The sequence below is a fragment of the Streptomyces sp. NPDC048278 genome (assembly GCF_040652195.1).
Lineage (GTDB): Bacteria > Actinomycetota > Actinomycetes > Streptomycetales > Streptomycetaceae > Streptomyces.
This window is the reverse complement of the sequence record NZ_JBEZLP010000031.1, coordinates 93,062-118,159: the sequence shown is the minus strand read 5'-3', so window position 1 is coordinate 118,159 and position 25,098 is coordinate 93,062. Positions and strand designations below refer to the sequence as shown.

18 protein-coding genes and 1 pseudogene are annotated in these 25,098 nt (G+C 73.3%); 11 read left to right on the top strand and 8 right to left on the bottom strand.

Features of this window, described 5'->3' with window-relative positions; translation table 11 throughout:
• Positions 1 to 63: 63 nt before the first annotated feature.
• From AB0D74_RS38355 to AB0D74_RS38335, 5 genes and pseudogenes are all read right to left on the bottom strand, one after another.
• Positions 64 to 1,575: an alpha-N-arabinofuranosidase gene (locus AB0D74_RS38355; protein ID WP_362597400.1), complete on the bottom strand. Its 1,512-nt coding sequence runs from the start codon at positions 1,573 to 1,575 to the stop codon at positions 64 to 66.
• A 96-nt stretch (positions 1,576 to 1,671) separates the two neighbouring features.
• Positions 1,672 to 2,328, bottom strand: a pseudogene (locus AB0D74_RS38350) (arabinan endo-1,5-alpha-L-arabinosidase); the annotation flags it as partial.
• A gap of 266 nt (positions 2,329 to 2,594) precedes the next feature.
• Complete coding sequence (locus AB0D74_RS38345) at positions 2,595 to 3,464, bottom strand: carbohydrate ABC transporter permease (RefSeq protein WP_362597397.1); 870 nt, start codon at positions 3,462 to 3,464, stop codon at positions 2,595 to 2,597.
• Positions 3,461 to 4,399: a sugar ABC transporter permease gene (locus AB0D74_RS38340; protein ID WP_362597394.1), complete on the bottom strand. Its 939-nt coding sequence runs from the start codon at positions 4,397 to 4,399 to the stop codon at positions 3,461 to 3,463. The genes AB0D74_RS38345 and AB0D74_RS38340 overlap by 4 nt, the downstream gene beginning before the upstream one ends.
• Complete coding sequence (locus tag AB0D74_RS38335; RefSeq protein ID WP_362597391.1) at positions 4,396 to 5,745, bottom strand: extracellular solute-binding protein; 1,350 nt, start codon at positions 5,743 to 5,745, stop codon at positions 4,396 to 4,398. Before AB0D74_RS38335 ends, AB0D74_RS38340 begins: the two co-directional genes overlap by 4 nt.
• Positions 5,746 to 5,982: 237 nt before the next feature.
• Here AB0D74_RS38335 and AB0D74_RS38330 point away from each other — a divergent pair, with 237 nt between their 5' ends.
• The 3 genes from AB0D74_RS38330 to AB0D74_RS38320 are packed head-to-tail and all read left to right on the top strand — an operon-like array spanning position 5,983 to position 9,240.
• Positions 5,983 to 6,606 (top strand): toxin-antitoxin system, toxin component family protein, encoded by a 624-nt coding sequence (locus AB0D74_RS38330; RefSeq protein WP_362597388.1) that lies wholly within the window; start codon positions 5,983 to 5,985, stop codon positions 6,604 to 6,606.
• Entirely contained in the window at positions 6,603 to 7,844 is a 1,242-nt protein-coding gene (locus AB0D74_RS38325; protein ID WP_362597385.1) for an MAB_1171c family putative transporter, read from the top strand. The genes AB0D74_RS38330 and AB0D74_RS38325 overlap by 4 nt, the downstream gene beginning before the upstream one ends.
• Complete coding sequence (locus tag AB0D74_RS38320) at positions 7,837 to 9,240, top strand: FAD-dependent monooxygenase (RefSeq protein WP_362597382.1); 1,404 nt, start codon at positions 7,837 to 7,839, stop codon at positions 9,238 to 9,240. Before AB0D74_RS38325 ends, AB0D74_RS38320 begins: the two co-directional genes overlap by 8 nt.
• A gap of 171 nt (positions 9,241 to 9,411) precedes the next feature.
• Here AB0D74_RS38320 and AB0D74_RS38315 read toward each other — a convergent pair whose 3' ends face one another.
• Entirely contained in the window at positions 9,412 to 10,269 is an 858-nt protein-coding gene (locus AB0D74_RS38315) for an SMP-30/gluconolactonase/LRE family protein (protein WP_362597379.1), read from the bottom strand.
• The gene (locus AB0D74_RS38310; protein ID WP_362597376.1) at positions 10,266 to 11,039 is read right to left on the bottom strand and encodes an IclR family transcriptional regulator; all 774 of its coding nucleotides are present in this window, start codon (positions 11,037 to 11,039) and stop codon (positions 10,266 to 10,268) included. The genes AB0D74_RS38315 and AB0D74_RS38310 overlap by 4 nt, the downstream gene beginning before the upstream one ends.
• Positions 11,040 to 11,215: 176 nt before the next feature.
• On the opposite strand from AB0D74_RS38310, the gene AB0D74_RS38305 reads away from it, so the two are divergent.
• A complete protein-coding gene (locus tag AB0D74_RS38305; RefSeq protein WP_362597373.1) occupies positions 11,216 to 11,770 on the top strand; it encodes a hypothetical protein in 555 nt (184 codons plus the stop codon).
• Here the strand turns inward: AB0D74_RS38305 and AB0D74_RS38300 are convergent.
• Entirely contained in the window at positions 11,751 to 12,626 is an 876-nt protein-coding gene (locus tag AB0D74_RS38300) for a hypothetical protein (RefSeq protein ID WP_362597370.1), read from the bottom strand. The two genes, AB0D74_RS38305 and AB0D74_RS38300, sit on opposite strands and share 20 nt — an antisense overlap.
• A 134-nt stretch (positions 12,627 to 12,760) precedes the next feature.
• On the opposite strand from AB0D74_RS38300, the gene AB0D74_RS38295 reads away from it, so the two are divergent.
• From AB0D74_RS38295 to AB0D74_RS38265, 7 genes are all read left to right on the top strand, one after another.
• A complete protein-coding gene (locus AB0D74_RS38295; protein ID WP_362597367.1) occupies positions 12,761 to 13,840 on the top strand; it encodes a MerR family transcriptional regulator in 1,080 nt (359 codons plus the stop codon).
• Positions 13,841 to 14,080: 240 nt separating this feature from the next.
• A complete protein-coding gene (locus tag AB0D74_RS38290) occupies positions 14,081 to 15,523 on the top strand; it encodes an acyl-CoA synthetase (RefSeq protein ID WP_362597365.1) in 1,443 nt (480 codons plus the stop codon).
• A 4-nt stretch (positions 15,524 to 15,527) separates the two neighbouring features.
• A complete protein-coding gene (locus AB0D74_RS38285; RefSeq protein ID WP_362597463.1) occupies positions 15,528 to 16,910 on the top strand; it encodes a carboxyl transferase domain-containing protein in 1,383 nt (460 codons plus the stop codon).
• Between the two features lie 223 nt (positions 16,911 to 17,133).
• On the top strand, positions 17,134 to 17,472 hold the full coding sequence (locus tag AB0D74_RS38280; RefSeq protein ID WP_362597362.1) for a CU044_2847 family protein: 339 nt from the start codon (positions 17,134 to 17,136) through the stop codon (positions 17,470 to 17,472).
• On the top strand, positions 17,469 to 19,133 hold the full coding sequence (locus tag AB0D74_RS38275) for a trypsin-like peptidase domain-containing protein (protein ID WP_362597359.1): 1,665 nt from the start codon (positions 17,469 to 17,471) through the stop codon (positions 19,131 to 19,133). Before AB0D74_RS38280 ends, AB0D74_RS38275 begins: the two co-directional genes overlap by 4 nt.
• A 48-nt stretch (positions 19,134 to 19,181) precedes the next feature.
• Positions 19,182 to 20,207 carry a MoxR family ATPase gene (locus AB0D74_RS38270; RefSeq protein WP_362597356.1) on the top strand — a complete coding sequence of 342 codons (1,026 nt, stop codon included), beginning with the start codon at positions 19,182 to 19,184 and terminating at the stop codon, positions 20,205 to 20,207.
• Positions 20,197 to 25,017 carry an SAV_2336 N-terminal domain-related protein gene (locus tag AB0D74_RS38265; RefSeq protein ID WP_362597353.1) on the top strand — a complete coding sequence of 1,607 codons (4,821 nt, stop codon included), beginning with the start codon at positions 20,197 to 20,199 and terminating at the stop codon, positions 25,015 to 25,017. The genes AB0D74_RS38270 and AB0D74_RS38265 overlap by 11 nt, the downstream gene beginning before the upstream one ends.
• The last annotated feature ends 81 nt before the right edge of the window (positions 25,018 to 25,098 follow it).

Here is a 25,098-nt window from a genome sequence, read left to right as displayed (position 1 = left end):
CGGCGGAGCCGCAAATCGACACAGCCCCGCGCCCCTCAAAGCAAAAACAAGGGGCGCTGCGCCTTAGGCCAGTCGGATCGTGTTCCAGGACAAGGGTTCGAGGACGGCGGTGAGGGTGCCGTCGTTCAGAGTCGTGCCCTCGGCTGCGTGCGGCGTGACCCGCTCCGGGTCCTCCAGGGTGTTGCGGGCGTCGGGGTCGGTGTCCGCGAGGACGCTGTGTTCGGTGACCTGGGTCAGGGCGAGGCCGCTCAGGGCGATTTCGAGGGGCAGGGCTTCGGTCCGGCTGCGGTTGACGGCGAAGACCGTCACCGTGCCGTCCTCGGCCCTGACCGCCGTGGCGTGCAGGAGGTCCGTCTCGCCGTACTTCTTGGTCTCGTGGGTCGGTGAGTCCACGCGGACGTCCAGGACCTGGCCCCTGCCGTACCGCGACGCCTGGGCGAAGGGGAAGAACGTCGTCTGGCGCCAGGCCGGGCCGCCGGGCTCCGTCATGATCGGGGCGATGACGTTGACCAGCTGGGCCAGGCAGGCGACCGTGACGCGGTCCGCGTGCCGGAGCAGGGCGATGAGGAGGGAACCGAAGACCACCGCGTCCAGGACGCTGTAGTTGTCCTCCAGGAGGCGGGGGGCCTCGGCCCAGTCCCGGTCGGCGGAGTTCTCGATCTCGTGCCACCGCGAGGTGTACCAGACGTTCCACTCGTCGAAGGAGAGGTTGATCTTCTTCTGGGACTTCAGGCGCGCGCCGATGTGGTCACAGGTGGCGACCACGTTCTCGATGAAGGACTCCATGTCGACGGCGGAGGCCAGGAAGGAGTCGAGGTCGCCGTCGTGGGGCTCGTAGTAGGCGTGCAGGGAGATGTAGTCGACCAGGTCGTACGTCTCGGCGAGGACCGTCGCCTCCCACTCGGCGAAAGTCGGCATGGACTGGCTGGAGGAACCGCAGGCGACCAGCTCCACGGACGGGTCCATCTGGCGCATGGCGCGGGCCGTCTCGGCGGCGATGCGGCCGTATTCCTCGGCGGTCTTGTGGCCGGTCTGCCAGGGGCCGTCCATCTCGTTGCCCAGGCACCAGACCTTGATGCCGAAGGGGTCCTTGTCGCCGTGGGCGGCGCGGAGGTCGGAGAGGGCGGTGCCGGAGGGGTGGTTGGCGTACTCCTGGAGTTCCAGGGCCTCCGCCACGCCCCGCGTGCCGAGGTTGATCGCCATCATGGGCTCGGCCTGCGGGCCGACCTTCTTCAGGAAGGCGATGTACTCGGAGAGGCCGAAGCGGTTGGTCTCCGTCGACCGCCAGGCGAGGTCGAGGCGGCGGGGGCGGTCCTCCACCGGGCCGACGGAGTCCTCCCACTTGTAGCCGGAGACGAAGTTGCCGCCCGGGTAGCGGAGGGTGGTGACGCCGAGTTCCCGGACGAGGTCGAGGACGTCCTGGCGGAGGCCTTCGGGGTCGGCCGTGGGGTGGGTCGGTTCGAAGATGCCGGTGTAGACGCAGCGGCCTAGGTGCTCGACGAAGGAGCCGAAGAGGCGGGGGTTGACTTCGCCGGTGGTGAAGGCGGGGTCGAGGGTGAAGCGGGCGGTGCGCAATGTTCGCCTTTCGGGGGGAGTACTTGTGTTTCGTGGGCGGGTGCGGGTGCATCGTGGCTGGTCGCGCAGTTCCCCGCGCCCCTGGGTTGGCTGCCCCTAGGTCAGTTTCGGCCAACCGGTCTTTGTCCAACCGAGCGGGTTCAGCCCCAGCTTCGGGGTGCCGTTGTCGTCGGCGTCGTAGTAGTGGTAGGCCAGCCAGGTCTTGCCGTGGGTGCGGAACGTCGATTCGCCGCCTGGGCCTACGTAGCGGCCGTGGGAGGACAACAGCAGGTCGCCGCCTCCGGCCAGCATCGGCGTTCCCGTGCTGTCGACGTACGGGCCCGTCACCGTTGTCGAGCGGCCCACTCTGATCTTGTACGTCGAGTTGACGCCCGCGCAACAGGCGTCGTACGAGGCGAAGAGGTAGTAGTAGCGGCCGTGGTGGAGGATCGAGGCGCCTTCGACGGCGTAGGGGGCGTCGGGGCGGGTGGCCAGGTGGGCGACGGTGGCGCCGCGGATCGCCTTGCCTGTCGTGGGGTCGAGCTCCACCATGCGGATGCCGGTCCAGTAGGAGCCGAAGGCCATCCAGACCTTGCCGTCGGCTCGGGTGATCGCCGGGTCGATGGCGTTCCAGGGGTCGGTCGTGTCGGAGGTGAAGGCGGGGCCGTGGTCGGTCCAGGTGCCGGGGAGGCCGGTCGGGGAGGTGGCGACGCCGATCGCCTCCTGGTTGGTACCCCAGGAGGAGACGACCGCGTAGTAGAGCCATTGACGTCCTCGCCCGCCCGAGAGCTGGCGATTCCGGCCTGCACCACGTGGTGGCACATCCGCGGGTTCCTGCTTCAACGGCCGCTGCCACGATTTTCGCGTGGTCTTACGCGGGCCTCCACCGGCCTGACTTCCCGCCCGTCCGGCGGTAGGTCCGCCAACTATGTTGTCGGACAGGGGGACTTTAGCAGCGGCGCTGCCTGCAGAGGAGACACCGATGCCGATCCGACCTACGTCTTCACCCTTATGAGTGAAGCGCATCAACTCGGGGCTCCTCACTGGCCGGCCAATCCCGTGTGGGCGACGCCCGCCACGATCTGCCGCTGGAAGAAGACGAAGACGACGATCAGCGGCAGACCCGCCATGAGGCCGCCGGCCATGAGCTGGGCCCACTGGATGCCGTAGGAGTTCATGACGGTCGCGATGCCGTTCGGCATGGTCATCAGGTCGGGGTTGTTGGTCACCATGTACGGCCACAGGAAGTTGTTCCACGAGGCGATGAAGGTGAAGATCCCGACCGCGGCGAGGGAGGGGCGGGAGAGCGGGACGACGATGGTGAAGAAGATCCGCCAGCGCCCGGCGCCGTCGATGAAGGCGGCCTCCTCCAGTTCGCGCGGGATGCCCTGGAAGAACTTGTAGAGGATGTAGACCATGGCCGCCGGAGCGCACTGCGGCAGGATCATGCCCCAGTAGGTGTCGACCATGCCCATCTGCTGGACGGTGGTGAACAGGGGGACGCCGAGGACCGCCGGGGAGATCATCAGGCCCGTCATCACCAGGCCCATCAGGACGGTCCGGCCCCTGAACTCGGTGCGGGCGAAGCCGTAGCCGGCGAGGGCGGCGACGGTGACCACGACGGCCGTGACCAGGATCGACACCACGAGGGAGTTGACGAACCAGTTCGATATGTTGCCGGTCTGCCACAGGGCCTTCCACGCCTGGCCCGTCCACACCCTGGGCAGCCAGTGCGGCGGGATCTCGGCGGCCTCGGCCTCGGACTTGAACGAGGTGAACAGGGCCGCGGCGATCGGTGCCACGAAGACGGCGGAGACGGCGACGCCGAGGAGGGTGAGGACGATCTGGCCGGGTGTCCAGGGCCTGCGGGTCCGCAGGCGGGGCTCGGGGCGGATCTGGGTGGTGGTCATCGGGTGGCCTCCTCACGGTTGCGCAGCAGCGCCATGCGGCCGAGGGCGACGGTCGCGATGATCACGAAGAAGATGACGGACATCGCGGAGGCGTAGCCCACGCGGTAGCTGGTGAAGCCCTGTTCGAGGGTGTACTGGACGAAACTGCGGGTGGAGAGTTCGGGGCCCGGGCCGAAGTCCATCATCACCACCGCCTGGTCGAAGAGCTGGAGCGAGGCGAGGACCTGGAGCGCGATCACCAGGCCGGTGATGTGGCGCAGCATCGGCAGGGTGATGTGGACCGTCCGCTGCCAGGCGTTGGCCCCGTCCAGTCTGGCGGCCTCGTAGAGGTGGTCGGGGATGCCCTGGAGAGCGGCGAGGTAGAGGAGGAAGGAGAAGCCGACCGTCCACCACAGGGTGGTGACGACGATGGCGAGCATCGCGTACGACTTGTCGGTCAGCCAGGGGGTGCTGAGCCCGAAGGTGTCGTTGAAGAGGCCGATGCCCTGGGTGAACAGCCACTGCCAGATGTTGCCGGCGACCGTGGACGGGAGCAGGAACGGGGCGAAGAAGCAGAGGCGCCAGAGCCACTTGCCGCGCTCGATGTGGTGGGCGAGCATCGCGAGCAGGAAGGCGAGGACCGTGATGGCCGGGACGACGAGCAGCGTGAAGTAGGCGCTGTGCCCGAGCGCGTCCCACATCGCCTGGTCGTGCAGCGCCTCGCGGTAGTTGTCGAGGCCGACGAAGCTCGCGCCGTCGCCGGAGATGTTGGCGTCGGTGAGGCTGAGGTAGACCCCGCGCAGCAGCGGCCAGACCACGAAGAGCGCGAACAGGGCCAGGAACGGGGCGACGAACCAGCCCCCGTGCTGGAAGCCCTGCCTGCGGCGGAGGGTCGCGGAGGCGGCGGCGGTCCTCGCCCGCACCGGTGCGACGACGGTCTCTGCGCTGGTCGTCATGTGGCCGTACCTCCCTGCGCGGCGGTCCTGCCGTCCATCGGGTTCTTCGAGGCGAGGAGCTTGACCAGGTGCTTCCTCATGGTCTGCGCGGCGGCGGGCGGCTTGGCCGAGCCCATCGTCGAGGAGACGACCACCGGGCCGAGGTCCTGGGCGAGGACGCCGGTGGAGCCCGCGAACCACACCTTCGGCTCGGTGGCCTGGTGGTACATCGCGGAGGCGTACTCGTTCTGCGGGGTGAGCTTCTTGTAGGCGGCGGTGGACAGCGTCGGCGTGTACGCGGGGATGTGGCCGCCGGCCGCCCACTGGACGGCGTGCGTGACGACGTACGCGGCCAGTTCGTGCGCGGCCTCGTTGGTGGCGCCGCCGCGGCCCGACTGGTGCGGCAGGACGAAGGAGTGCGACTCGGCGTGGGTGGCCTGCCTGCCGAAGACGGGCGGCAGCGGGGTCGCGCCGTAGTCCAGCTTCGCGCCGGAGAAGACGGGCACCGACCAGTTGCCCTCCCAGGTGAAGGGGGCGCCGTTGATGAACTGTTCGCCGGTCGGCGCGCCCGGGATGACGTATCCGTCGGTGACGTGTTTGCGGAAGAACTCCAGGACCTGGGTGGCCTTGTCGGTGTCGAAGAGGACCTCGGTGTTGGCGTCGTTGAACCACTTGCCGCCGAGCTGGGTGTAGAAGGCGACGAAGAACCACCACTGGAAGTTCTGGTCGTTGGTCCACAGGCCGATGGTCTGGAGGCCCTTCTTCTGCACCGCCTTCGCCTTCTTCAGGACGTCGAACCAGTCGTCGGTGGAGGTGACCGGGACCATCAGGCCGTCGTCGCCGAGCAGGCCGGCCTTCTTCAGGACGTCCTTGCGGTAGAAGCAGAGCTGTACGTGGATGTCGAGCGGGAGGGCGTAGAGCTTGCCGTCGATGACGCCGCGGTTCCACAGCGCGGGGCTGTAGTCCGCCTCGCGGACCCCGTACCTGGCGAGGAGGTCCAGGTCCCACGGGTCGAGGAGGCGGCCCGGGGAGAAGCCGGCGACCCGGCCCATGTGCATGACGCCGAGTTCGGGGGCGCGGTTGCCCGCGGCGGCCATGGCGAGTTTGGTGTAGAAGGGGTTGCCCCACTGGAGGGTGGAGTCCTTCACGTCGATGCCGGGGTGTTCCTCGCGGAAGGCGTCCAGCATCGCGATCATGTTGGCGCCGTCGCCGCCGCTGAAGAGGTTCCAGTAGCGCACCCGGGTGTCCGCGCCGGAGGCGAGCGCGTCGGCGCCGGTCCCGAGCGCGGCGAAGCCGAGGCTGCCCGCGACCGCCAGCCCGCCTGCCGTGCCCAGTAGTTGCCTGCGATTCAGGCCAGGTCGTCCCATGCCCTGCCCTTTACTGTAGAAGTCCCCATGTGTTCGAAATCTCGGATCGCGCTCGTAACTTCGAACGGGACCGTAAAATCGAAGCGCTTGCGCGTCAATGGGTGCGGCGCGACTTTCCTGCATCGACCATCCGTCGTCATGTGAACTACCGCTCGAACTGGCGCCCTCGGACGCGTAGTCTCGGTCGGGCCGACGCGAGCGCGGTGACCGCCGTCGGGGCGGTGCGAAGGGGGAGCGATGGACTTGGCCGGCGCGCGGCACCGGTGGGCCCGGATCGCCGCGAGGCTGCGGCGCTCCCGGCCGGCCGCGGAGCTGCGGCGGTCCCGGGCGAACGCGCGAATGCGCCGGCTCACCGCCGACCTCGCCGCCGCCGTCCGCGCCAGGCCCCGGAGACCCGCCGGCGTACGGGAGTTGTGCCGGGCCCTGTGCGACGAGATGAGCCTCGGACGCGCCGGGCGGCCCGTCGAGCTGCGTTTCGAACGGTTCCCCGACGAGATCGAGGTCACCGGACTGTGGGTGGAGTTCCAGGACTTCGACCTGGTGATCATCGAGGAGCGGGCCGAGGCCATGCAGCAACTGGTCATCCTGGGACACGAGTTGTGGCACCTGCACGCACGGCACGCACACCACCACGCCGCCGTGGCGAACGCGCTCGCCGGCCGGCCTGGCTGGGACTCCGTCGCCCTGACCGTGGCCGCCCGCAACGGCTCCCGGGAGGCCGACGAGGCCGAGGCCGACGACTTCGGGCACCGGCTCGCCGCCGCGTTCCGGCCCTTCCTGCCCGGACGGGGCGGCGAGGCGCCGCCCGATCCGGTCCAGCGGTCCCTCGGCTACCGCGGGCGTGAAGGCGGAGCGCGGTGACCCACTCCCCCTACCCTCCGCTGGCCGAGGGCCCGCCCGCGTTCTTCACCGGGCTGTACATCTCCTTCTGGCTCCCGGGCCTGGTGCTGACCGCGGCCCTGGTGATCAAGCTGCCCAGCATCCTCAAACTCTGGCGGGACCCGCTGCTGCGCGCCGTCGGCGGCCTGCTGCTGTTCGCCTGCGCCGTGTTCGCCTTCGCCGCTCCTGCCACCATCGCCTGGACCAACCGGGTCACGGGCGTCCCGAACATCTCGGCGCCCCTGGTGTACTCCCTGATCACCGCGCTGTCCGCGTCCTGGCTGCTGCTGGTCGTGCACTGGCGCAACGGCCACACCGACCGCCGCGAGCAGACCCGGCGCGCGACCCGCTGGGTGGTCTGCGTCTACGCGGCCGTGGTCGTCGCCCTGTGGGTGCTGTTCGCGCTCGCCGACGTGCCCGTGGAACAGGTCCGGAACCTGGACACCTACTACGCCGGTACGCCGTTCATGCGCGAGGAGATCCTGCTCTACCTCCTCGCCCACACCGTGGCCTGCGCGATCACCACCCGGCTGGTGTGGAACTGGATCCGCACCGACGGCCTCGACGCCTGGCTGCGCTGGGGGCTCCGGTTCCTCGGCATCGGCTACGCGACGAACCTGCTCTTCAGCGCGGCCAAGTTCACGGCCGTGGTGGCCCGCTGGACCGGTCACGACCTGGACTGGCTGAACACGAACATCGCACCGTCGGCCGCCTGCATCGCCGCCACGTTCGTCGCGATCGGCTTCATCGTCCCGCACGCCGGCCAGTACTTCCACGACCGCTGGCTGGTACGCCGCCGGCACCGCGCCCTCAAGCCGCTCGCCCGGCTGATGCGGAGCGTCACCGGCGGCCGGGAACCGCTCGCCCTGCGCGCCACCGCCGAGATGCGCCTGCTGCGCCGCGAGACGTACATCCGCGACGCGCTCCTGCAACTCTCCCGGTTCCTCGACGAGAACCTGCGCGGCCGGGCCCACGACGCCGCGCTCGCCCTCGGCCACGAGCCCGGCCGGGCCCGGGCCCTCGCCGCCGCCGTGACGGTCCTGGAGGCCGTGGAGAGCGGACGGCACGACCGGGACGACGGCGGCACGGGCGAGACCGACACCTCGTACCTGCTCCAGGAGATCCAGGCCCTCTCCGAGGTACTGCACCACCCCGACGAGATCACGGCGGTACGCACCCGTGCGACCGTCCCGGCAGAGAGCCTGTCCACGCATGAGTGACCGTCCCTCCCCCGCCAGAGCCGCCGTCGTCCTGGGGGGATCGCACACCGGCATGCTCGCGGCCCGGGCCCTGGCCGGCCTCGCCGACCGGGTCGTCGTCGTGGAACGCGACGAGTTGCCCGTGACACCCGCTCCGCGCAGGGGACTTCCGCAGGCCCGGCACGCCCACATGCTCTGGTCGGGCGGCGTACGGGCGATGGAGCAACTGCTGCCGGGCATCACCGCGGCCCTCCTGGACGCCGGGGCGCGCCGGGCCCCGGTCACCACGGACATGGTCGCCCTCTCCGCACACGGCTGGTTCCGCCGCTGGCCCGAGTCCCACCATGTGCTGCTGGCCGGCCGGGACCTGCTGGACGCGACGGTCCGGGCGCGGGTCCTCGCGGACGGGCACGTCGAGGTGGCCGGCGGCACGGAGGTGGTCGGGCTCACCGGCGGCGCGGAGGCGGTCACCGGGGTCCGGGTGCGGGACCCCGACGGGCGGGAGCGGACCGTCGAGGCGGACCTGGTCGTCGACGCCACCGGCCGGGGGTCCGGAGCCCCCCGCTGGCTCGCCGCCCTCGGGCTGCCCGCGCCGAGGCACCGCGAGGTCGACACCGGCCTCGCCTACGCCAGCCGGCTCTACCTCGCACCCGAACAGGCCCGCGAGGGCTTCCCGGTGATCAACGTGCAGCCGGACCCGCGGGACGGCGGTCCCGGCCGGGCGGGCTTCCTGCTGCCCATCGAGAACGGCCGCTGGATCGTCACCCTCAACGGCACCCGCGGGGGCGAACCGACCGCCGCCGCCGAGGACTTCGTCCCGTTCGCCCGCGACCGGCTGCCGCACCCGCTCATCGGCGACCTGCTCGCGCGGGCCGAGCCGCTGTCCGACGTCGCCGTCACCCGCTCCACCGTCAACCGCCGGTACTTCTACGAACGGATGCCCGCCTGGCCCGACAACTTCACGGTCCTCGGCGACGCGCTGGCCGCGTACAACCCCGTCTACGGCCACGGGCTGGCCGTCGGCGCCCAGAGCGCCCTGCTCCTGCGGGAGCTGACGCGACGCCACGGGCTCGGCGCACCGGGCCTGTCCCGGCGCGTCCAGAAGGCGGTCGCCCGGCCGGTCGGGGCGGCCTGGGACCTCGCCATCGGGCAGGACGTGTTCTATCCGGGCGCCACGGAGAACGGGCCGACGACCCGGGACCGGCTCGTCGCCGCCTACGTCTCCCGCCTCATGCACACCGCCACCGGCAACGGCCGCATCGCCCGCCGCGTCACGGACGTGACCTCACTGGAGCGCCGCGCAGAGATCCTCCTGTCCCCGTCCGTCCTCCTGGCAGCCCTGGCGGGCCCACTGAAGCCGCCCCTGCCCGGCCCCCCGCTCACCGCGGAGGAACTGAAGAGAGCCGGTCTCCAATAGCACCCCGTCAGGAGCGCCCCGTCAGGGGCGCGGGGAACTGCGCGATCAGCCACGACGGTGCCGCGGACGGTCTGCTGCCTGGCGCGGCAGGGGCGTTCTTCGCCTGCGGGCGCGTGGGGGCTGATCGCGCGGTTCTCCGCGCCCCCAAAAAGAGGGGGCGCTACAGCGACGTCAGCCTTCGAACGCCGGTTGGGCGACTCCGCTGCCCGCGTCCGGGATCACCAGGAGGGAGCCTGCTGTCGGGTGTGGGCGGTCGAGGCCCACGCGGGCCGTGGTGACGTAGAGGTCGGTCAGGCCGGCGCCGCCGAACGCGCAGGCGGTCGTGAGCGAGGCGGGGAGGCTGATGACGCGGTCCAGCTCACCTGCCGGCGTATAGCGGCGTACCGCCGCCCCGCCCCACAGCGCCACCCACACACAGCCGTCCGCGTCGACCGTCAGGCCGTCCGGGAAGCCGACGCCCTCCTCGATCGTCACGAACGGGCGGCGGCCGGCGGGGAGTCCGCCGGCGTGGTCGAAGACGTCCACCCGGCGGGTCGGCGTGTCGACGTAGTAGACGCGGCGGCCGTCCGGGCTCCAGCCGATGCCGTTGCTGACCGTGACGTCCGGCAGCAGCGTCGTCGCCGTGCCGTCGGGTGCCACCCGGGTGAGCGTGCCGCCCCCCGTCGCCTCGTCGTAGCGCATCGTGCCGGCCCACAGGGAGCCGTCGGGGGCGACGGCCGCGTCGTTGGCGCGGCGGCCCGGGACCGGCTCGCGGTGCAGCCAGCGGAACGTGCCGTCGGGGTCGAGGAGGCCGACGCCGTCCCGGAGGTTGAGGACCAGGCCGCCGCCGGTGCGCGGCTTGACCGCGCCGACGTGCTGGTCGGTGGTGCGGATCGTGCGGTGGCCGCCGGCCGGGTCGTAGGTGTGGATCCGGGAGCCGAGGACGTCGATCCAGATCAGGCGGCCGGTCGCCGGGTCCCAGGTGGGGCCCTCGCCGAGGGTCGCCTCCGCGGCGACCGCGACCTCGTACGCCGTCGTCACCGTCGTCATGCCACGCTCCGGTGGCCGAGGCGCTCGGAGAGTTCGGCGGCGCCCTTGGCCGCGAGCTGCTCCAGCTCGCCGCGGCGCTCGTCGCTCCAGCGGATCATCGGGACGGAGATGGACAGCGCCGCGACGACCTGGCCGGTGCGGTCGCGGACCGGCGCGGCGACGCAGGAGACGTCCGGGTTGGACTCACGGCTCTCCACGGCGAGGCCGCGCGCGCGGATCTCCGTGAGGGCCTCGCGCAGGGCGCCCGGCTCGGTGATGCTGTTCGGGGTCATCGCGACGAGGTCGGCGTCGTCCGGGATGCGCGCGGTCAGCTCCGGCTCCGGCAGCGAGGCCAGCAGCATCTTGCCGACGGAGGTGCAGTGGGCGGGCAGCCGACGGCCGGCGGCGGAGACCATGCGGACCGCGTGCGTGGAGTCGACCTTGGCGATGTAGATGACGTCGGTGCCTTCGAGGATCGCCACGTGGACGGTCTCGTCGCAGGTCTCGGCGACGGACCGGGCGACCTGCTGGCCCTCGGCGGCGAGGTCGAGCTGCTCGGCGTACCGGCTGCCGAGCTGGTACGGCCGGACGCCGAGCCGGTAGCGTCCGGGCTGTCCGGGTACGGGCACGATGTACGACCGGGCGGAGAGCGTGGTCACCAGCTCGTGCACGGTGGTCCGCGGCAGCTGGAGTTTGCGGACTATGTCGGGGGCGGAGAGGGTCCCGTCCCCGTCCAGGAAGAGCTCAAGAATGTCGAGAGCCCGGGTCACGGCAGGCACGAGGCGTCCCACGTCCGGCCCCCTCCCTTGGGTCTAGGCGCCGGATATCGGTGCGGCGCGCGTCTCAGCTGCGGAGCCGTTCGAGATATCAACAGGCGATCGGCATGACGAACACAGGCTAGCCATCGGGGATTCCACGGGCAATGGCCTGGAGGAACCCGAGTAGCGGCGCGTGCACCATGGGTGGCATGCAACTGGACTTCCAGCTGGTGCTGCTGCGCCGCATGGCCGACCACAACCCGGACCTGGTCGAGGATGCCCGGCGCACGCTGGGCGCGTCGATCGCGGACATGCGGGAGGCCAACAAGCGCTGGCAGGCGATGGCCCGCTCGCCCCGCTCCCGCTCGGCCGCGGCGCGCTACCGCTCGGTCCTCGGCCCGCCCGGGTGGGAGACCAAGCGCACCGTCGGCGACCTGGAGTGCGCGGCCTGGCAGTGGCCGCTCCCCCTCTGGCCCACCCTCCGCTTCGAGGTCATGGTCGGCCCCGGCGGCGCGGTCTGGAACGAGTGGCTGGTCCGCGCCCCCGACGCCCCGGCGCCGAGACTGGAGACGTACGACGACCTCACCCCCTGGTCCTGCACGGTCGACGAGGCCGCCCGCGCCTTCGCCCCCGCCCGCCCCCTGGAGGGCACGGCACCCACGCGCTGGGGCCTCACCTTCAAGGTGCCCGACGGCCGTCAGGTGGTCGCCGAGTTCACCTGGGGCCTGCTCCAGCGCACCGCGGTCATCGACGAGCCGCGGTGAGGATCGCCTCGGTCACCCCGCCCACCGAACCCGGGTGCAGGAACAGGAACAGATTCGGCTCGACCAGCTCCAGCTCCATCACCTGCGGCTGCCCGTCCGCGCCGTCGACCAGGTCCACCCGGGCGTACAGCAACTCCGGCGCGTCCGGTACGGCGGCCAACGCGCGCTCCGCCAAGCCGAGTTCGGCCGGGGTCGGGGTCCAGCTCTCCAGGTCCGGGTGGGCGACCTTGTCCGCGTCGTACGCCGTGCCCGGCGTGAGCACGGCCCGCTTGCGGCTGGCGTGCAGCAGCCGCCCGCCGAAGAACTGCAGCGCCCGCTCGCCGCTGACGTCGATCCCGGCGACGTACGGCTGGACCATCGCGGTCAGCCCCTCCTCGTGCATCCGGGCCAGGTGCCGTACGGCCGTCCCGTGCTCGCCGGGCGTGTAGCGGGCGGCGAACCGGGCGCCGGCGCCGAAGGTGGGCTTGACGACGAAGTCACGGTCGGCGGGCAGTTCGGCGGCCGGGTCGCCGGGGGCCAGATACCGGGTCGGCACGACGGGCACACCGGCCGCCGCGAGGTCACCGAGGTACCGCTTGTCGGCGTTCCACCGCACCACCTCGGGCGGGTTCGCGATCCGGGTCGCCTTCCCGACCCGCTCCACCCACGCCAGGAACTCGTCCGTCCGCCACGAGTAGTCCCAGGTGGAGCGGATGACGACCAGGTCGTAGCCGCCCCACTCCGTCCCCGGGTCGTCCCACGGCCGGGCGACGGCCTCGGCCCCCGCGTCGGCCAGCGCCCGCAGCAGCACCGGCAGGTCCTGGTCCTTGCCGGGTTCGGTGCCGGGGTCGTAGGTGGCGAGGGCTATGCGGGGCACGGCGGGGGCTCCCTTGGTCGTCGGCGACTGCGTTCCTTCCTCCGGCAGGCTAACCCGGGAACGCCGTTGACCTTCCCCTTCGGTGAAGCCCCAGCATCGATGGCGGACGTCGGGGAACGGGAGGCGGAGCCGGTATGGAGTGGCTGACCATCGGGGCCTTCGCGAAGGCGTGCCGGCTGTCGCCGAAGGCGTTGCGGCTGTACGACGAGCTGGAACTGCTGCGGCCCGCCCGGGTCGACCCGGAGACCGGCTACCGGTACTACGCCGCCGCGCAGCTGGAACGCGCCCGGCTGGTGGCCTGGCTGCGGCGGCTGGGCATGCCGCTGGCGCGGATCCGCGAGGTGTGCGCGCTGCCGCCCGGACCGGCCGCCCGGGAGGTGCGGGCGTACTGGGCCCGCGTCGAGGCGGAGACCGCCGTACGGCGGGACCTGGCCGTGTTCCTCGTCGACCACCTGTCAGGAGAGTCGAGAAGGGAAACGACGAAGATGCTGGAACTGCGTTATGCCGCCCGCTCGGACCGGGGGCACGTCAGGCCGTCCAACCAGGACACCGCGTACGCGGGGCGCCGGCTGCTGGCCGTCGCCGACGGGTGCGGGCCGGTTGGGGCGGCGGCCAGTGCGGTCGCCGTGGCCGCGCTCAAGCCGCTGGAGGCGGCCGAGCTCTCCTCCGGCAACGTGCTGAACCTCCTGGAGGACGCGGTGCGTTCGGCGGCCGAGGCCGTACGGGGGGTGGCCGAGGGGAGCGCGGCCGTCGGGACGACGCTCACCGCGCTGCTGTGGACCGGGTCCCGGCTGGCCCTCGTGCACATCGGGGACTCGCGGGCGTATCTGCTGCGGGACGGGGAGCTGTTCCGGATCACGCACGACCACAGTGTGGTGCAGTCGCTGATCGACGAGGGCCGGCTGACGCCGGAGGAGGCCGAGAGCCATCCGCAGCGCATGCTGCTGGCGAAGGCCCTGCCGGGCGGCGCCGCCGACACCCCGGACCTGAAGCTGCACGAGCCCCGCCCCGGCGACCGCTACCTGGTCTGCTCGGACGGTCTGACCAGGGCCGTTCCCGACGAGCGGATCGCGGAGTTGCTGGGCCGGGGCGAACCGGCGGACGCGGTCCGAGTGCTGGTCGAGGCGGCCAACGAGGCGGGCGGCGCCGACAACGTGAGCACGGTCGTGGCCGACGTCCTCTCGCCCGCCCACCCATCCGTCTCGGCCGGATAAGAGGCTCCGGATAAGAGGCTCCGGACAGGAGGCTTCGGACAGGAGGCTTCGGACAACAGGCTGAGAAGGGAGGAAGGAGATCCGACCGGAGCAGAAAGCCGTCCGGGGCACCCCTGTCCCGGCCACGGGCACGGCACTGTGATCAACGTCGTGGTGCCGGGCGCGAGTGGGGTGGGCTCGGAGGGGGATGGCTGGTGTAGGAAGAGGCTGTCGAGGTTCCGGACGGTGAGGAGTCGTCGCGTGTCGTTTCTGTTTCCGGCCCTGGTGGACGGTCCGGGCGGGCAAGTGGCCGTGCGGTTCGGAGAGCGGTCGCTGACGTACGGGCAGCTCGCCGCCGCGGCCGGGGTCGTCGCCGGGCGGGTCCGGGGCGCCGAGCGGGTCGCGGTGTGGGCGACGCCGGAGCTGGAGACGGCGGTGGCCGTCGTCGGGACCCTGCTGGCCGGGCGGGCCGCCGTACCGCTCAACCCGAAGTCGGGCGAGAAGGAACTCGCGCACATCCTCACCGACAGCGCACCGTCCGCCGTGCTGGCCGCGCCCGGCGCCGAACTACCCACCGCACTGGCCGGGTTGGAGCGGATCGACGTCGACGCGACGGCCGTGGGGGCGCTGCCCGAGGACCGTTGTGCCGAGTCCGACCCGGCCCTCGTCGTCTACACGTCGGGGACCACCGGGCCGCCCAAGGGCGCCGTCATCCCGCGCCGGGCGCTCGCCGCCACCCTGGACGCGCTCGCCGACGCCTGGCAGTGGACCGGGGACGACGTGCTCGTCCACGGGCTGCCGCTGTTCCATGTGCACGGGCTGGTGCTGGGCGTCCTCGGGCCGCTGCGGCGCGGCGGCAGCGTACGCCACCTGGGACGGTTCGACACCGAGGGCGTGACCCGCGAGCTGAACGACGGCGCGACCATGTTGTTCGGCGTCCCCACCATGTACCACCGCATCGCCGAGGCGCTGCCGGACGACCCCGGCCTGGCGAAGGCGCTCGGCCGGGCCCGGCTGCTGGTCTCCGGCTCGGCCGCGCTGCCCGTCCACGACCACGAGCGGATCGCGGCGGCGACCGGGCGGCGGGTCGTCGAACGGTACGGCATGACGGAGACCCTGATGAACACCAGCGTGCGCGTGGACGGGGAGGCGCGGGCGGGGACCGTGGGAGTGCCGCTGCCCGGGGTGGAGCTGCGGCTGGTGGAGGAGGACGGGACGGCGATCGCGGCGTACGACGGGGAGACCGTCGGCGAGATCCAGGTGCGCGGCCCGAACCTGTTCACCGAGTACCTCAACCGGCCCGACGCCACCGCCGCCGCCTTCACCGCCGATGGCTGGTTCCGCACCGGCGACATGGCGGTGCGCGAACCGGACGGCTACGTACGGATCGTGGGGCGGAAGGCCACCGACCTGATCAAGAGCGGGGGTTACAAGATCGGGGCGGGCGAGATCGAGAACGCGCTGCTCGAACATCCCGGGGTACGGGAGGCCGCGGTCACCGGGGAGCCGGACGCGGACCTGGGCGAGCGGATCGTCGCCTGGGTGGTACCGGCGGAGCCCCAGTCGCCGCCGTCCCCGGAGGAGTTGGCGGACCATGTCGCCGGGCGGCTCGCCCCGCACAAGCGCCCCCGCGTCGTCCACTACCTGGACGCCCTCCCCCGCAACGACATGGGGAAGATCATGAAGCGGGCCCTCGGTGCCTGAGCCGCTGCCCGAGCCGACGTCCGGGCGGCTCTCGGCCCGCCGCGTCCTCGGCCTCGTCACCGACCCCGGCACCTTCGCCGAACTCCCGCACCCGGCACGGCGGTCACCGCCCGACGGCCCGCTCGGCTGGCAGGGGTACGACGCCTCGCGCGCCCGCGCCGCCGAGCGCACCGGCGAGGAGGAGTCCGTCGTCGTCGGCACCGCCCGGGTCGGGGGCACGGCGGCCGTGCTGATCGCCTTCGAGTTCGGCTTCCTCGGCGGCTCGCTCGGCGAGCGGACCGGGGACCGGCTGGAGGCGGCCTACGTCCACGCCCGCGCCCACCGGCTCCCGGTCGTGCCGCTGGTCGCCACCGGCGGCAGCCGGATGCAGGAGGGCATGCTCGCCCTGTCCCAGCTCCAGCGGGTGGCCCGCCAGTCGGCGCTCACCCGGGAGGCGGGGCTGGCGCAGGTCGCGGTCCTGCGCGACCCGACGACCGGCGGCTGGGCCACCCTCGGCGCCGGCGCCGACGTGATCCTGGCGCTGCCCGGCGCCCAGGTGGGCTTCGCCGGCTCCCGGGTCCGCCCGCCGGACGCCGACCCGGCCGCGTACACGGCGGAGGCGCAGTTCGCGGCGGGGTCGGCGGACGCCGTGGTGCCCCTGGCGGAGCTGAAGGAGACGCTCGGACTGTGGCTGCGGCTGCTGACCGCGCCCGCCCCGATACCCGCCGACCCGCCGCTCGCCCTCGGCGCCGACACGCTGCCCGCCACCGGCTGGGAGGCCGTCCGGCGCGCCCGCGCCCCGCACCGCCCGCGCGCCGAGGCCTACCTGGACGCGTACTTCCCCCGCCGGGTCGCGCTGTCCGGCGACCGGTGCGGCGGGGCGGATCCGGCCGGCATGCTCTGCGGGTTCGGCGAGCGGGACGGCCGTACGGTCGCCTTCGCCGCGCAGACCGGGACGGCGACCAGGCCCGCCGGGTACCGCACCGCCGCCCGCCTGATACGGCTCGCGGACCGGCTGGGGATCCCCGTGCTGACCCTCGTCGACACCCCGGGCGCCGCCAACGACGCCGAGGCGGAACGGCAGGGCGCGGGCGCCGCCATCGCGGAGCTGTTCGGGGAGGTCGCGGCGGCCCGGACGCCGATCACCACCCTCGTCGTCGGGGAGGGCGGCTCGGGCGGCGCGCTCGCCCTGGCCGCACCGGGCAACACGTGGGCCACCCCCGACAGCTACTTCTCCGTCATCGCCCCGGAACTGGCGGCGGCGATCCTGAAACGTCCCCCGCGGGAGACCGAGGCCACCGCGGGACAGCTGCGCATCCGGCCCCAGGACCTGGTGGAGCTGGGCGTGGTCCGGGGCATCGTGGGCCACGCCACGACCGGCTCCACCACACCCCTGCCACCCGGCTGACCTCCCGCCGGTCCGTCCGCCCCGCCGACAACTCGCTCACCCGTCCGATCCTCGTCGGCCCTTCCGAAGACCTGTCACGGGGCCTGTACCGCAAAGGTGTTGGGCGGGGTTGCGGAAACGGCACGTCCGGGCGTTTTCCGTCGCGGCGGGCAGACACGGGCCGTCGCCTTCGGTGACAATGGACCGGTTACGGGGTCGAGGACACGGGGGAGCCGGGGGCGGCATGGCGAGGATGATGGAGTTCAAGACCGAGGACGGCGCCGTCGTCGTCGTGGAGTCGGCCGACGGGGCGCCCGGCAGCCGTCCGGTGTCCCGCGACGGCGGTTCGGGACCGGCCGCGCAGGCCACCCGTTCGTTCGAGGGCGCCCTGGACGGGGTGCGGGCGGCGGCCCAGTCCGCGCTGCGGGTCTTCCGGGACGGCACCCTGCAACCCGACGCGGTGCAGCTGGAGTTCGGTGTGAAGCTGACGGCCGAGGCGGGCGCTGTGATCGCCAAGGGCGCGGCCGAGGGACAGCTGGTGGTACGGCTGAGCTGGGCCTCCGGGGCTGCCGACGCGACATGAGCGGCGCTGCCTGGCACGCCCGGATCGAGTGCGGGGGCGCGGTGTCCGGAGCGGGCTTCCTCGTCGCCCCGCGCACGGTGCTGACCTGTGCGCATGTCGTCCAGGACCGGGAATGGGCACCGCTGACCGTGAGCTTCCCGAACCGCCGGGACCTGGGCGGGCTGACCGCGACCGTGGCCGTGCACGGCGGCTGGGCGGGCGGCTGGACCGACCCTGGCGACCTCGCCGTACTCGAACTGGACCGCGAGGTGCCGTTACGACCGGCCCGGTTCGCGCCGCCGGGGGCGGAGCAGGGCGGGGCGCACCTGGTCGCGTACGGCTTCCCGGAGGGCTACGGCGAGGGGGTGCAGGCCCGCTACCGTGCCGTGTCCCGGACGCTGATCGCCGACGAGTGGCTGCAGTTGGAGGCCGCGTCGGCGCACGGGCAGCCGCTGGCGGGCGGGTTCAGCGGGGCGGCCCTGGCACTGCCGGACGACCGGGTGGTCGGGATGGTCGTGCAGGCCTCCGACGAGGCGGGCGTCCGGATCGGGCGGATGCTGCCGACGGAGGTCATGGCCCGCTACTGGTACGACCTGGGCGCCCTGGTCCCGGCCGCCGAGGCCGACACCCCGGCCGCGACCGGGCTGCTGCACGCGCTGGTACGGAGGGCCGAGGTGGCCGGTGTGGACTGCCGTCCCGACCAGCTCTACCGGGACGCGGCGGGCCCCTTCGCCCCGGACCCGCCCGCGGGCGGGTTCCCCTCGCTGCGGGAGGCGGCTGCGTACGTGCAGTGGCAGGTGGACGACCCGGAGGTGGTACCGAGGTTCGCCGACCGGCTGCGGGCGCTGCTGGAGCCGCGGCCGCCGGTACCGGCGCGGCCGGCCGCCTGGGCGCCCATCGTCGTCGAACTGGAGCGCAGCGGCGAGGGCCAGGAACAGGTCACGGTGCGGGTGTCGGCGTACCGGGAGGGTCAGCGCCGACCGGTGGGTGTGGAGCGGCTGCCGCGCGGTGACGTGCGGGCGTACGTCCAGCAGCGCGTCGACGACGCCTTCGGCCATCTCGCCCAGGACGCCGAGGCGCTGCTCACCTTCGTCCTGCCCCGCGAGTGGCTGAACGAACCGGTCGCGCACTGGGAGTGCGGCCCCGAGGACGCCACCCCGCTCGGCTGCGCGCACCCGCTGGTGGTGACCGACCGCTCCCGGCACCGCAGCGCGCGGTTGCGCCATCAGCTGGCCGGGCGGTGGCGGGCCCTGGAGCGTGGTCCGGGGAAGGCGGTACTGCACCGGGTCGACTGCGGCAGCGCCGAGCGCCCCCTCAGCCTGCGCAAGCGGCTGCGGGACGCGGACGCCGGCCTGGCGGGTTTCGGCGCGCCGCCCGCCGCGGCCCCTGAGCACTTCGAGGCCGGCGTGAACGTCCCGGTCCCGGTGCTGCTGTGGCCGCGCACCGGCTGCGCGAGCACCGACCACGCGGGCCCGTGCGCGGGCAGCGCCTTCCTCGACGCCCTCGGTCCGCAGGTCGCAGGGGTCCCTCCGGCCGAACTCCCGCGCCGGATCTGGCACTTACGGGAAGAGGCGGCGGCCACCGACCCCGACGGCCACTGGGCGAGGGACCTGCAGCTCCTCTGGGACGACCCCCGCTGCTTCCCCGAACCGCCCGCCAGCCTGCACACCCCCGTCGCCTGACCCCGCCGCCCCCGCGGCCCCCGCGGCCCCCAACGGAGAAGGACCCCCATGCCCCTGTGGCCCGTCTACACCGGTACGAAGGAGCCGCACGACGGCATCACCACGCTGCCCGCGCCGCCGCCCTGGCGGGCCTTCGACGGCGGTCCGGAACTGGCGACACCCGCCGACGCCGACGACACCTCGGCCACCTCCCCGGACCGCACCCACCGCGCCGCGACCTACCAGGCGACCTCGCGTACGGTCCAGCTCGTCAACGCGGCCCTCTACCTGCGCCGCCCGCTGCTGGTCACCGGCCCGCCCGGCACCGGCAAGTCCTCCCTCGCCTACGCGGTCGCCCGCGAGCTGCGGCTGGGCCCGGTGCTGCGCTGGAACATCACCAGCCGCAGCACCCTGCACGACGGCCTCTACCAGTACGACCCGCTCTCCCGCCTCTACGCGGCCCGCCAGTCGGCCACGGTCCTCGCCCCCGGCGCGCCGGTCCCCGAGTCCGGCGTCGAGGACCACCTGCGGCTCGGCCCGCTCGGCACCGCGCTCCTCCCCTTCGGCCGCCCCCGCGCCCTGCTCATCGACGAGATCGACAAGAGCGACCTCGACCTGCCCAACGACCTCCTCAACGTGCTGGAGGAGGGCCAGTACGAGATCCCGGAGCTGGTCCGCGCCGCCCGGCACTCCCCCACCGCCGAGGTGATGGTCGACGGCACCGACGAACGGGTGCGGGTGGAGCACGGCCGGGTGCGCTGCCGGGCCTTCCCGTTCGTCGTCCTCACCAGCAACGGCGAACGCGAGTTCCCGCCCGCCTTCCTGCGCCGCTGTGTCACGCTCCGGCTCCGCCAGCCCGACGACCGGCAGCTCGCCGGCATCGTCCGCGCCCACCTCGGCGAACCGGACGCCTACGCCGAGTCGCTGATCACCCGGTTCCTGTCCCGGGTCGGCGGCGGCGACCTCGCCACCGACCAGCTCCTGAACGCGATCTACCTGGCCCGGTCCTCCGACCTGAGCACGGAGTCGCTGGACGAACTGGCGGAACAGCTGATGCCGTACCTCGGCGAGGCCACTCGGACCGATGCCTTCTGACCACCCGGCTCCGCTCGCCCGCCTCGCCGACCTGCTGGCGCAGGCGGGGGACGGTGTACGCCCGACGCCCCGGGAACTGGCCGAACTGCTGTGGCTGGCGGGGCGGATGGGCCGGGAGGAGGGGGCCGGGGGGAAGCAGGCCAGTCCCCCGGAGGAGGCGCCCGTACCGGCGCAGCCCCCGTCCCCGGACCCGGCCGCCGGAACACCACCCCCGCCACACCCCGACCCGGCAGAGCCCCCGTCCCTTTCCCTGTCCCCGGGCAACACGGAGGAGCCCGCCCGCACCCCGCTCCACCTGCCCTCGCCGACCCCGGCCCCCGGCCCGTACGCCTCCCTCCTGACGCCCGCGCCGCCCATGCTGCGCCACCCCCTGGCCCTGCAACGCTCCCTGCGCCCCCTCAAACGCCGCACGGACGCCCCCTCCGGTCACCGGCTCGACGAACCCGCCACCGCCGACCGCATCGCCCGTCTCGGCGCGGCCCCCGAGTGGTGGCTCCCGGTCCTGCGCCCCGCACGCGAACGCTGGTTGCGGCTGAACCTGGTGTACGACGACGGTCCGACGATGCCGGTCTGGCACCCGCTGCTCCGCGAACTGCACACGGCACTGGCCCAGTCGGGGGTGTTCCGGACGGTGGCCGTGCACCGGGCGGGCGCGGACGGTGCGGTGCGCGGCGTGGGGCCGCCCGCGGAGGGGCGTACGGTCACGCTCCTGATCAGCGACTGCATGGGCCCGCAGTGGCGACCGGGCGCGGCGGGGGCCCGGTGGTACGGCACCCTGCGGCGGTGGGCGGGGCAGATGCCGCTGGCGGTGGTCCAGCCGCTCCCCGAACACCTGTGGCGCGACACGGCGTTGCCGGCCACGCCCGGCCTGCTGTCCGCGCCGTTCCCGGCGGCACCGACGGCCGCGCTCACCTTCACGCCGTACGAGGGGGAGGGCCCGGAAGACGCGCCGGTGCTGCCGGTCCTGGAGGCCGGACCGCGGTGGCTGGCGAACTGGGCGGGGCTGGTGGCGTCGGCGGGCGGGACCCGGTTCCCGGGCTCGGCCGCGCGGTTGGACGCCGAGGTCCGGGGCGACTCCCGTACCGACGTGTCCCGCCTGCCCGCCGAGGACCTGGTCCTGCGGTTCCGGGCCACCGCGTCCCCCGAGGCGTTCCGGCTGGCGGGGCATCTCTCGCTCGGTCGGCCCGATCTGCCGGTCATGCGGCTGGTGCAGCGGGCGGTGGAGCCGGATCCGCGGCCTCAGCATCTGGCGGAGGTGATTCTGAGCGGGGTGCTGACGGCGGTGCCGGGGCCGCCGGGGTCGTACGCGTTCCGGCCGGGAGCGCGGGAGCTGCTGCTGCGCAGTCTGCCGCGGGCGGCGCGCAGCGGTACGAGCGAACTGCTGGCCCGGGTGGGCGGGTTGATCGAGGAGCGGGCGGGGTCGGTGGCCGGGGAGTTCCGGGCGGTGGCTCCGGTGGCCGGAGGGACGTCCGCGGCGGGCGAGGGCGAGGCGTTCGCGACGGTCCGGGCGGAGAGCGTGCGGCGGCTGGCGGGGGGTGGGACCGGGGCGGCTCCGGTGGCGCATGAGGTGGGCGGGCGGTACCGGTTGGTGCGGCAGCTCTCGCCGGGCGGCTCGACGTGGCTGGCCGAGGACGTCGAGACCGACCGGACGGTGACGGTCAGGCTGCACGAGCCGTTCCGGGAACGGGCCCGGCGCGAGAGGTTCCTCGGTGACGCCGGACGCCTGAGGTCGCTCGCGCATCCGAACGTGGCGGCCGTCCTCGACTGCGGGCTCGACGGCGGGACACCCTACGTCGTCACGGAATGGCTGGACGGAATCGCCCTGAGCAAGCTCGCGCCGACCGACGGTGAGAGTCTGTCCGCGCCGCTCGTCACGTCGATCGGAGCTCAACTGGCCGACGCCGTCGGAGCACTGCACGCAGCGGGCCTCACCCACGGCTCGATCGGCATGCCGGGAGTGATTCTGCTGCCCGACGGAACCGCCAGGCTCACCCGGTTCGAACCGGGCAGGACCTCGGGGTCGGCCGGGCAGGGACAGGACCTGCGGGCGTTGCAGACCCTGCTGCTGCGGCTGACCGCACCGGGTCGCCGGCCGTCGGCGCCGCCCCTGGCGCCGTCGGAGCTCGAACACCTTCCGCGCTCCGTGCAGGAGGTCTACGCGAACGCCCTGAACATGCTGGCCTCGAAGTCGTTGCGCGTCCAGCGGCAAGGGCTGGAACTGCTCACGGAGCCGCACCTGCGGCATGCGGCGGGCGACTCGTACCGGACTCGCTTCTACCACCTCCTGTCGCAGCCGCTCCTGGGCCTTCCCCACGACCGCCGGGAAGTCGAACCCCTCGCGGGCGCGGTACTCGCCATGCTGCTGCTCAAGCATGGTCGCGTGGTGACCCGGGACGAGCTCGGGAGAGGTCTCTGGAATGCGGGCGAGGGACCGCGGGACGCGACGGCCGAGCTCGCCCTGATCGTTTCCCGGCTGCGCGGGATTCTCGGCCCGGGGGTGCTGGCGAGGCATCCCGACGGCTATGCCCTGCACGTCGGAGACGACTACGTCGACCTGCTCGAGTGCGAGGGGCTGGAACGCCGGGCCACACAGCTGGCGGCCGAGGGCCGGCTCACCGACGCCCGGGGCATGATCGACCAGGCGCTGCAGCTGTGGCAGGGCCCCGAGGCCCTCCCCGGCATCCCCGGCCCCGCGGCCCGCACCGCCCGCATCCGCCTCCTCCGGCTCCGCGTCGCCCTGCACCGCAAGGTCGCCGAACTCGACCTGGACCTGGGCGAGTACGAGCGCGCCGCCGTGCAGCTCACCGATCTCCTGCGGACCTACCCCTCCCGGGAGGACCTCCTGAGGCTGCTGCTCATCGCGCTGCAACGCCTCGGTCGTACCGACGAAGCGCTGGAGGTCTACGAGGAGTACGAGCTGGCCGGCGGCACCGATCCCGAACTCCGGGCGATAGGGCACGAGTTGCGGGCCGAGTTCGAGCAGCCGGGGGACAGGGGCGAGTACGAGCCGCCAGCCCCGGAGATCCGGGCGCCCGACGAACCGGAGGAGGGTTCCTTCCCCACCGAGGAGTCGCTGCCGTCGATCTTCGCGATCGAGGAGGAGGCGACCGCCCGCCGGGAGGCACCCCTGCCGCAGAACGTCGTGCCCGAGAGCCTGTTCGCGGTGGAGGACCCGCTGGGTGAGGAGGAGCCGCCCGAGGGGACCGGGGACGGCCCCGACACCGACTTCGAGGAGCACGCCGGGTGGCCGCCCCCGCCGACCTACCGCACCCTCGTCACCTACGAGTTCGCCGATGCCCCCCGGCACCCGGACGACGTGGCGGCGCTCGGCCGTGCGGTCACCCGGCTGGTGGCGGACGGCGGGCTGGCGGCCGGCGAGTACGTGATGGCCGCCCGGGGCAACGGCTTCTCGGTGCTGACGGAGCCGGACGTCTCCGGGCTGCCGCTGGTCCTCGCCACGATGCGACGGTGCGAGGAGGAGGTGTCGAGGCTGGGCGGGCTCAGATGGCTGGTGCTCTTCTCCTGCGTGCAGCCGGACGGCCGCGCCGAGGCCCCGGCCCCGTCGGCGGTCCGGCGCATGCTGGACGCGGCGGACGACCGACGGGGCATCATCGCCGTACCGCAGCTGCTGCGGGACGAGCTGGAGGACGACAGCGACCTCGCCCGGCGTCTGCTGCCCCTGCGCCGCGGGACCGCCGAGGGCTGGTACCGGCTGTGCCCGGCGACGCCTCCGCCGTACGACGGCACGCCCGGGGTTCCACCCGTGCACGGGCCCTACCGGCTGCCGGACGGGGACCTCCTGCCCGAGCCGGTGGGAGAGACCAGGACCGTCGTGTACGACGTCTCGGGCGACGGCAGGTTCAGCTTCACCCGGATCCCCGAAGCGACCGGCTACTACGAGGTGGCCCTCGGGGAGCACCGGCTGGAGCTGGACGTCTCCCACGGGCCCTTCCGTGCCGTGGGAGAGGCACGATGGCGCATCACGGACCCGCTCCAGGTGGCCGCCCTCGGCATCCTCACCACCTCGTCCGAAGCCGTCGTGAACTGTCTGCGGGAGCGGCTTCGGTATCTGTCCGACCACTACCCGCGCACCTATGTCGGCCAGGCACGGGCCGAACTCGGGACCGGACCGGGGCGTCACGCACCGCGGGGCCTCTCCATCCACTGGGATCTCCGGCTGACGGCGACGCATGTCCCCTACCCGGTGCCACCGGTCCGTCCGGAGCGGGTCGACCTCAACGCCCGTCTGCGCCGGGTGGACGCGGTCATGTTCGGCTTCGACGGCACGCTGGTCCGGCTCCACCCGGACGACGTGAACCGGCAGATCCCTCTCCTGGCCCGGCTGCTCGGTCCGGATCCGCTCGGCCGGCACCCCGTGCTGGACCCACAGCACGTCTCCCCGGAGCTGCGCGCGCGGCTGACGGCCATGGAGTCGCAGGTGGCCGAGCGGTCCGTGCCCGTCGCCGACGCCGACCTCGTGGTCCGTACCCTCGCCGACATGGGCCTGGAGCTGGCGGTCGTCACCGGCTGCGATCCGTACGCGGCGACCGCGTATCTGCGCCGGCGCGGGCTGTTGGACTGCCTGCACGGCGGCGTCCACGGGCGCGAGGGGGTGTACGCACCGCTGATGACCGACCCGCACGTCGTGTCGCAGGCCCTGCGCCACCTCGGCGTGCGCCCCTCGAAGTGCCTGATGGTCGGGGCCACCGAGGCCGAGCGGGCGACGGCCCGGCAGGCCGACATCCCCTTCTTCCACGTGAGCGGCGAACCCGGCCTGCGCCCCCTCCTCGAGGCCGCCCGCACCCTGTAGCCGGGGAAACCCCCCGTTCAGCCGCGCCCCGCCCGGCCCCTCCCCGCAGGCGCGCCGCTCGGATCCCCCGGAGGATGCGAA

Excerpts from the sequence above, each read along its gene's own strand:
- AB0D74_RS38330 (WP_362597388.1), top strand. The coding sequence starts at position 5,983 with ATGGACTTGGCCGGCGCGCGGCACCGGTGGGCCCGGATCGCCGCGAGG.
- AB0D74_RS38295 (WP_362597367.1), top strand. The coding sequence starts at position 12,761 with ATGGAGTGGCTGACCATCGGGGCCTTCGCGAAGGCGTGCCGGCTGTCG.
- AB0D74_RS38315 (WP_362597379.1), bottom strand. The coding sequence starts at position 10,269 with ATGACGACGGTGACGACGGCGTACGAGGTCGCGGTCGCCGCGGAGGCG.
- AB0D74_RS38275 (WP_362597359.1), top strand. The coding sequence starts at position 17,469 with ATGAGCGGCGCTGCCTGGCACGCCCGGATCGAGTGCGGGGGCGCGGTG.
- AB0D74_RS38320 (WP_362597382.1), top strand. The coding sequence starts at position 7,837 with ATGAGTGACCGTCCCTCCCCCGCCAGAGCCGCCGTCGTCCTGGGGGGA.
- AB0D74_RS38280 (WP_362597362.1), top strand. The coding sequence starts at position 17,134 with ATGGCGAGGATGATGGAGTTCAAGACCGAGGACGGCGCCGTCGTCGTC.
- AB0D74_RS38305 (WP_362597373.1), top strand. The coding sequence starts at position 11,216 with ATGCAACTGGACTTCCAGCTGGTGCTGCTGCGCCGCATGGCCGACCAC.
- AB0D74_RS38265 (WP_362597353.1), top strand. The coding sequence starts at position 20,197 with ATGCCTTCTGACCACCCGGCTCCGCTCGCCCGCCTCGCCGACCTGCTG.
- AB0D74_RS38340 (WP_362597394.1), bottom strand. The coding sequence starts at position 4,399 with ATGACGACCAGCGCAGAGACCGTCGTCGCACCGGTGCGGGCGAGGACC.
- AB0D74_RS38270 (WP_362597356.1), top strand. The coding sequence starts at position 19,182 with ATGCCCCTGTGGCCCGTCTACACCGGTACGAAGGAGCCGCACGACGGC.
- AB0D74_RS38345 (WP_362597397.1), bottom strand. The coding sequence starts at position 3,464 with ATGACCACCACCCAGATCCGCCCCGAGCCCCGCCTGCGGACCCGCAGG.
- AB0D74_RS38335 (WP_362597391.1), bottom strand. The coding sequence starts at position 5,745 with ATGGGACGACCTGGCCTGAATCGCAGGCAACTACTGGGCACGGCAGGC.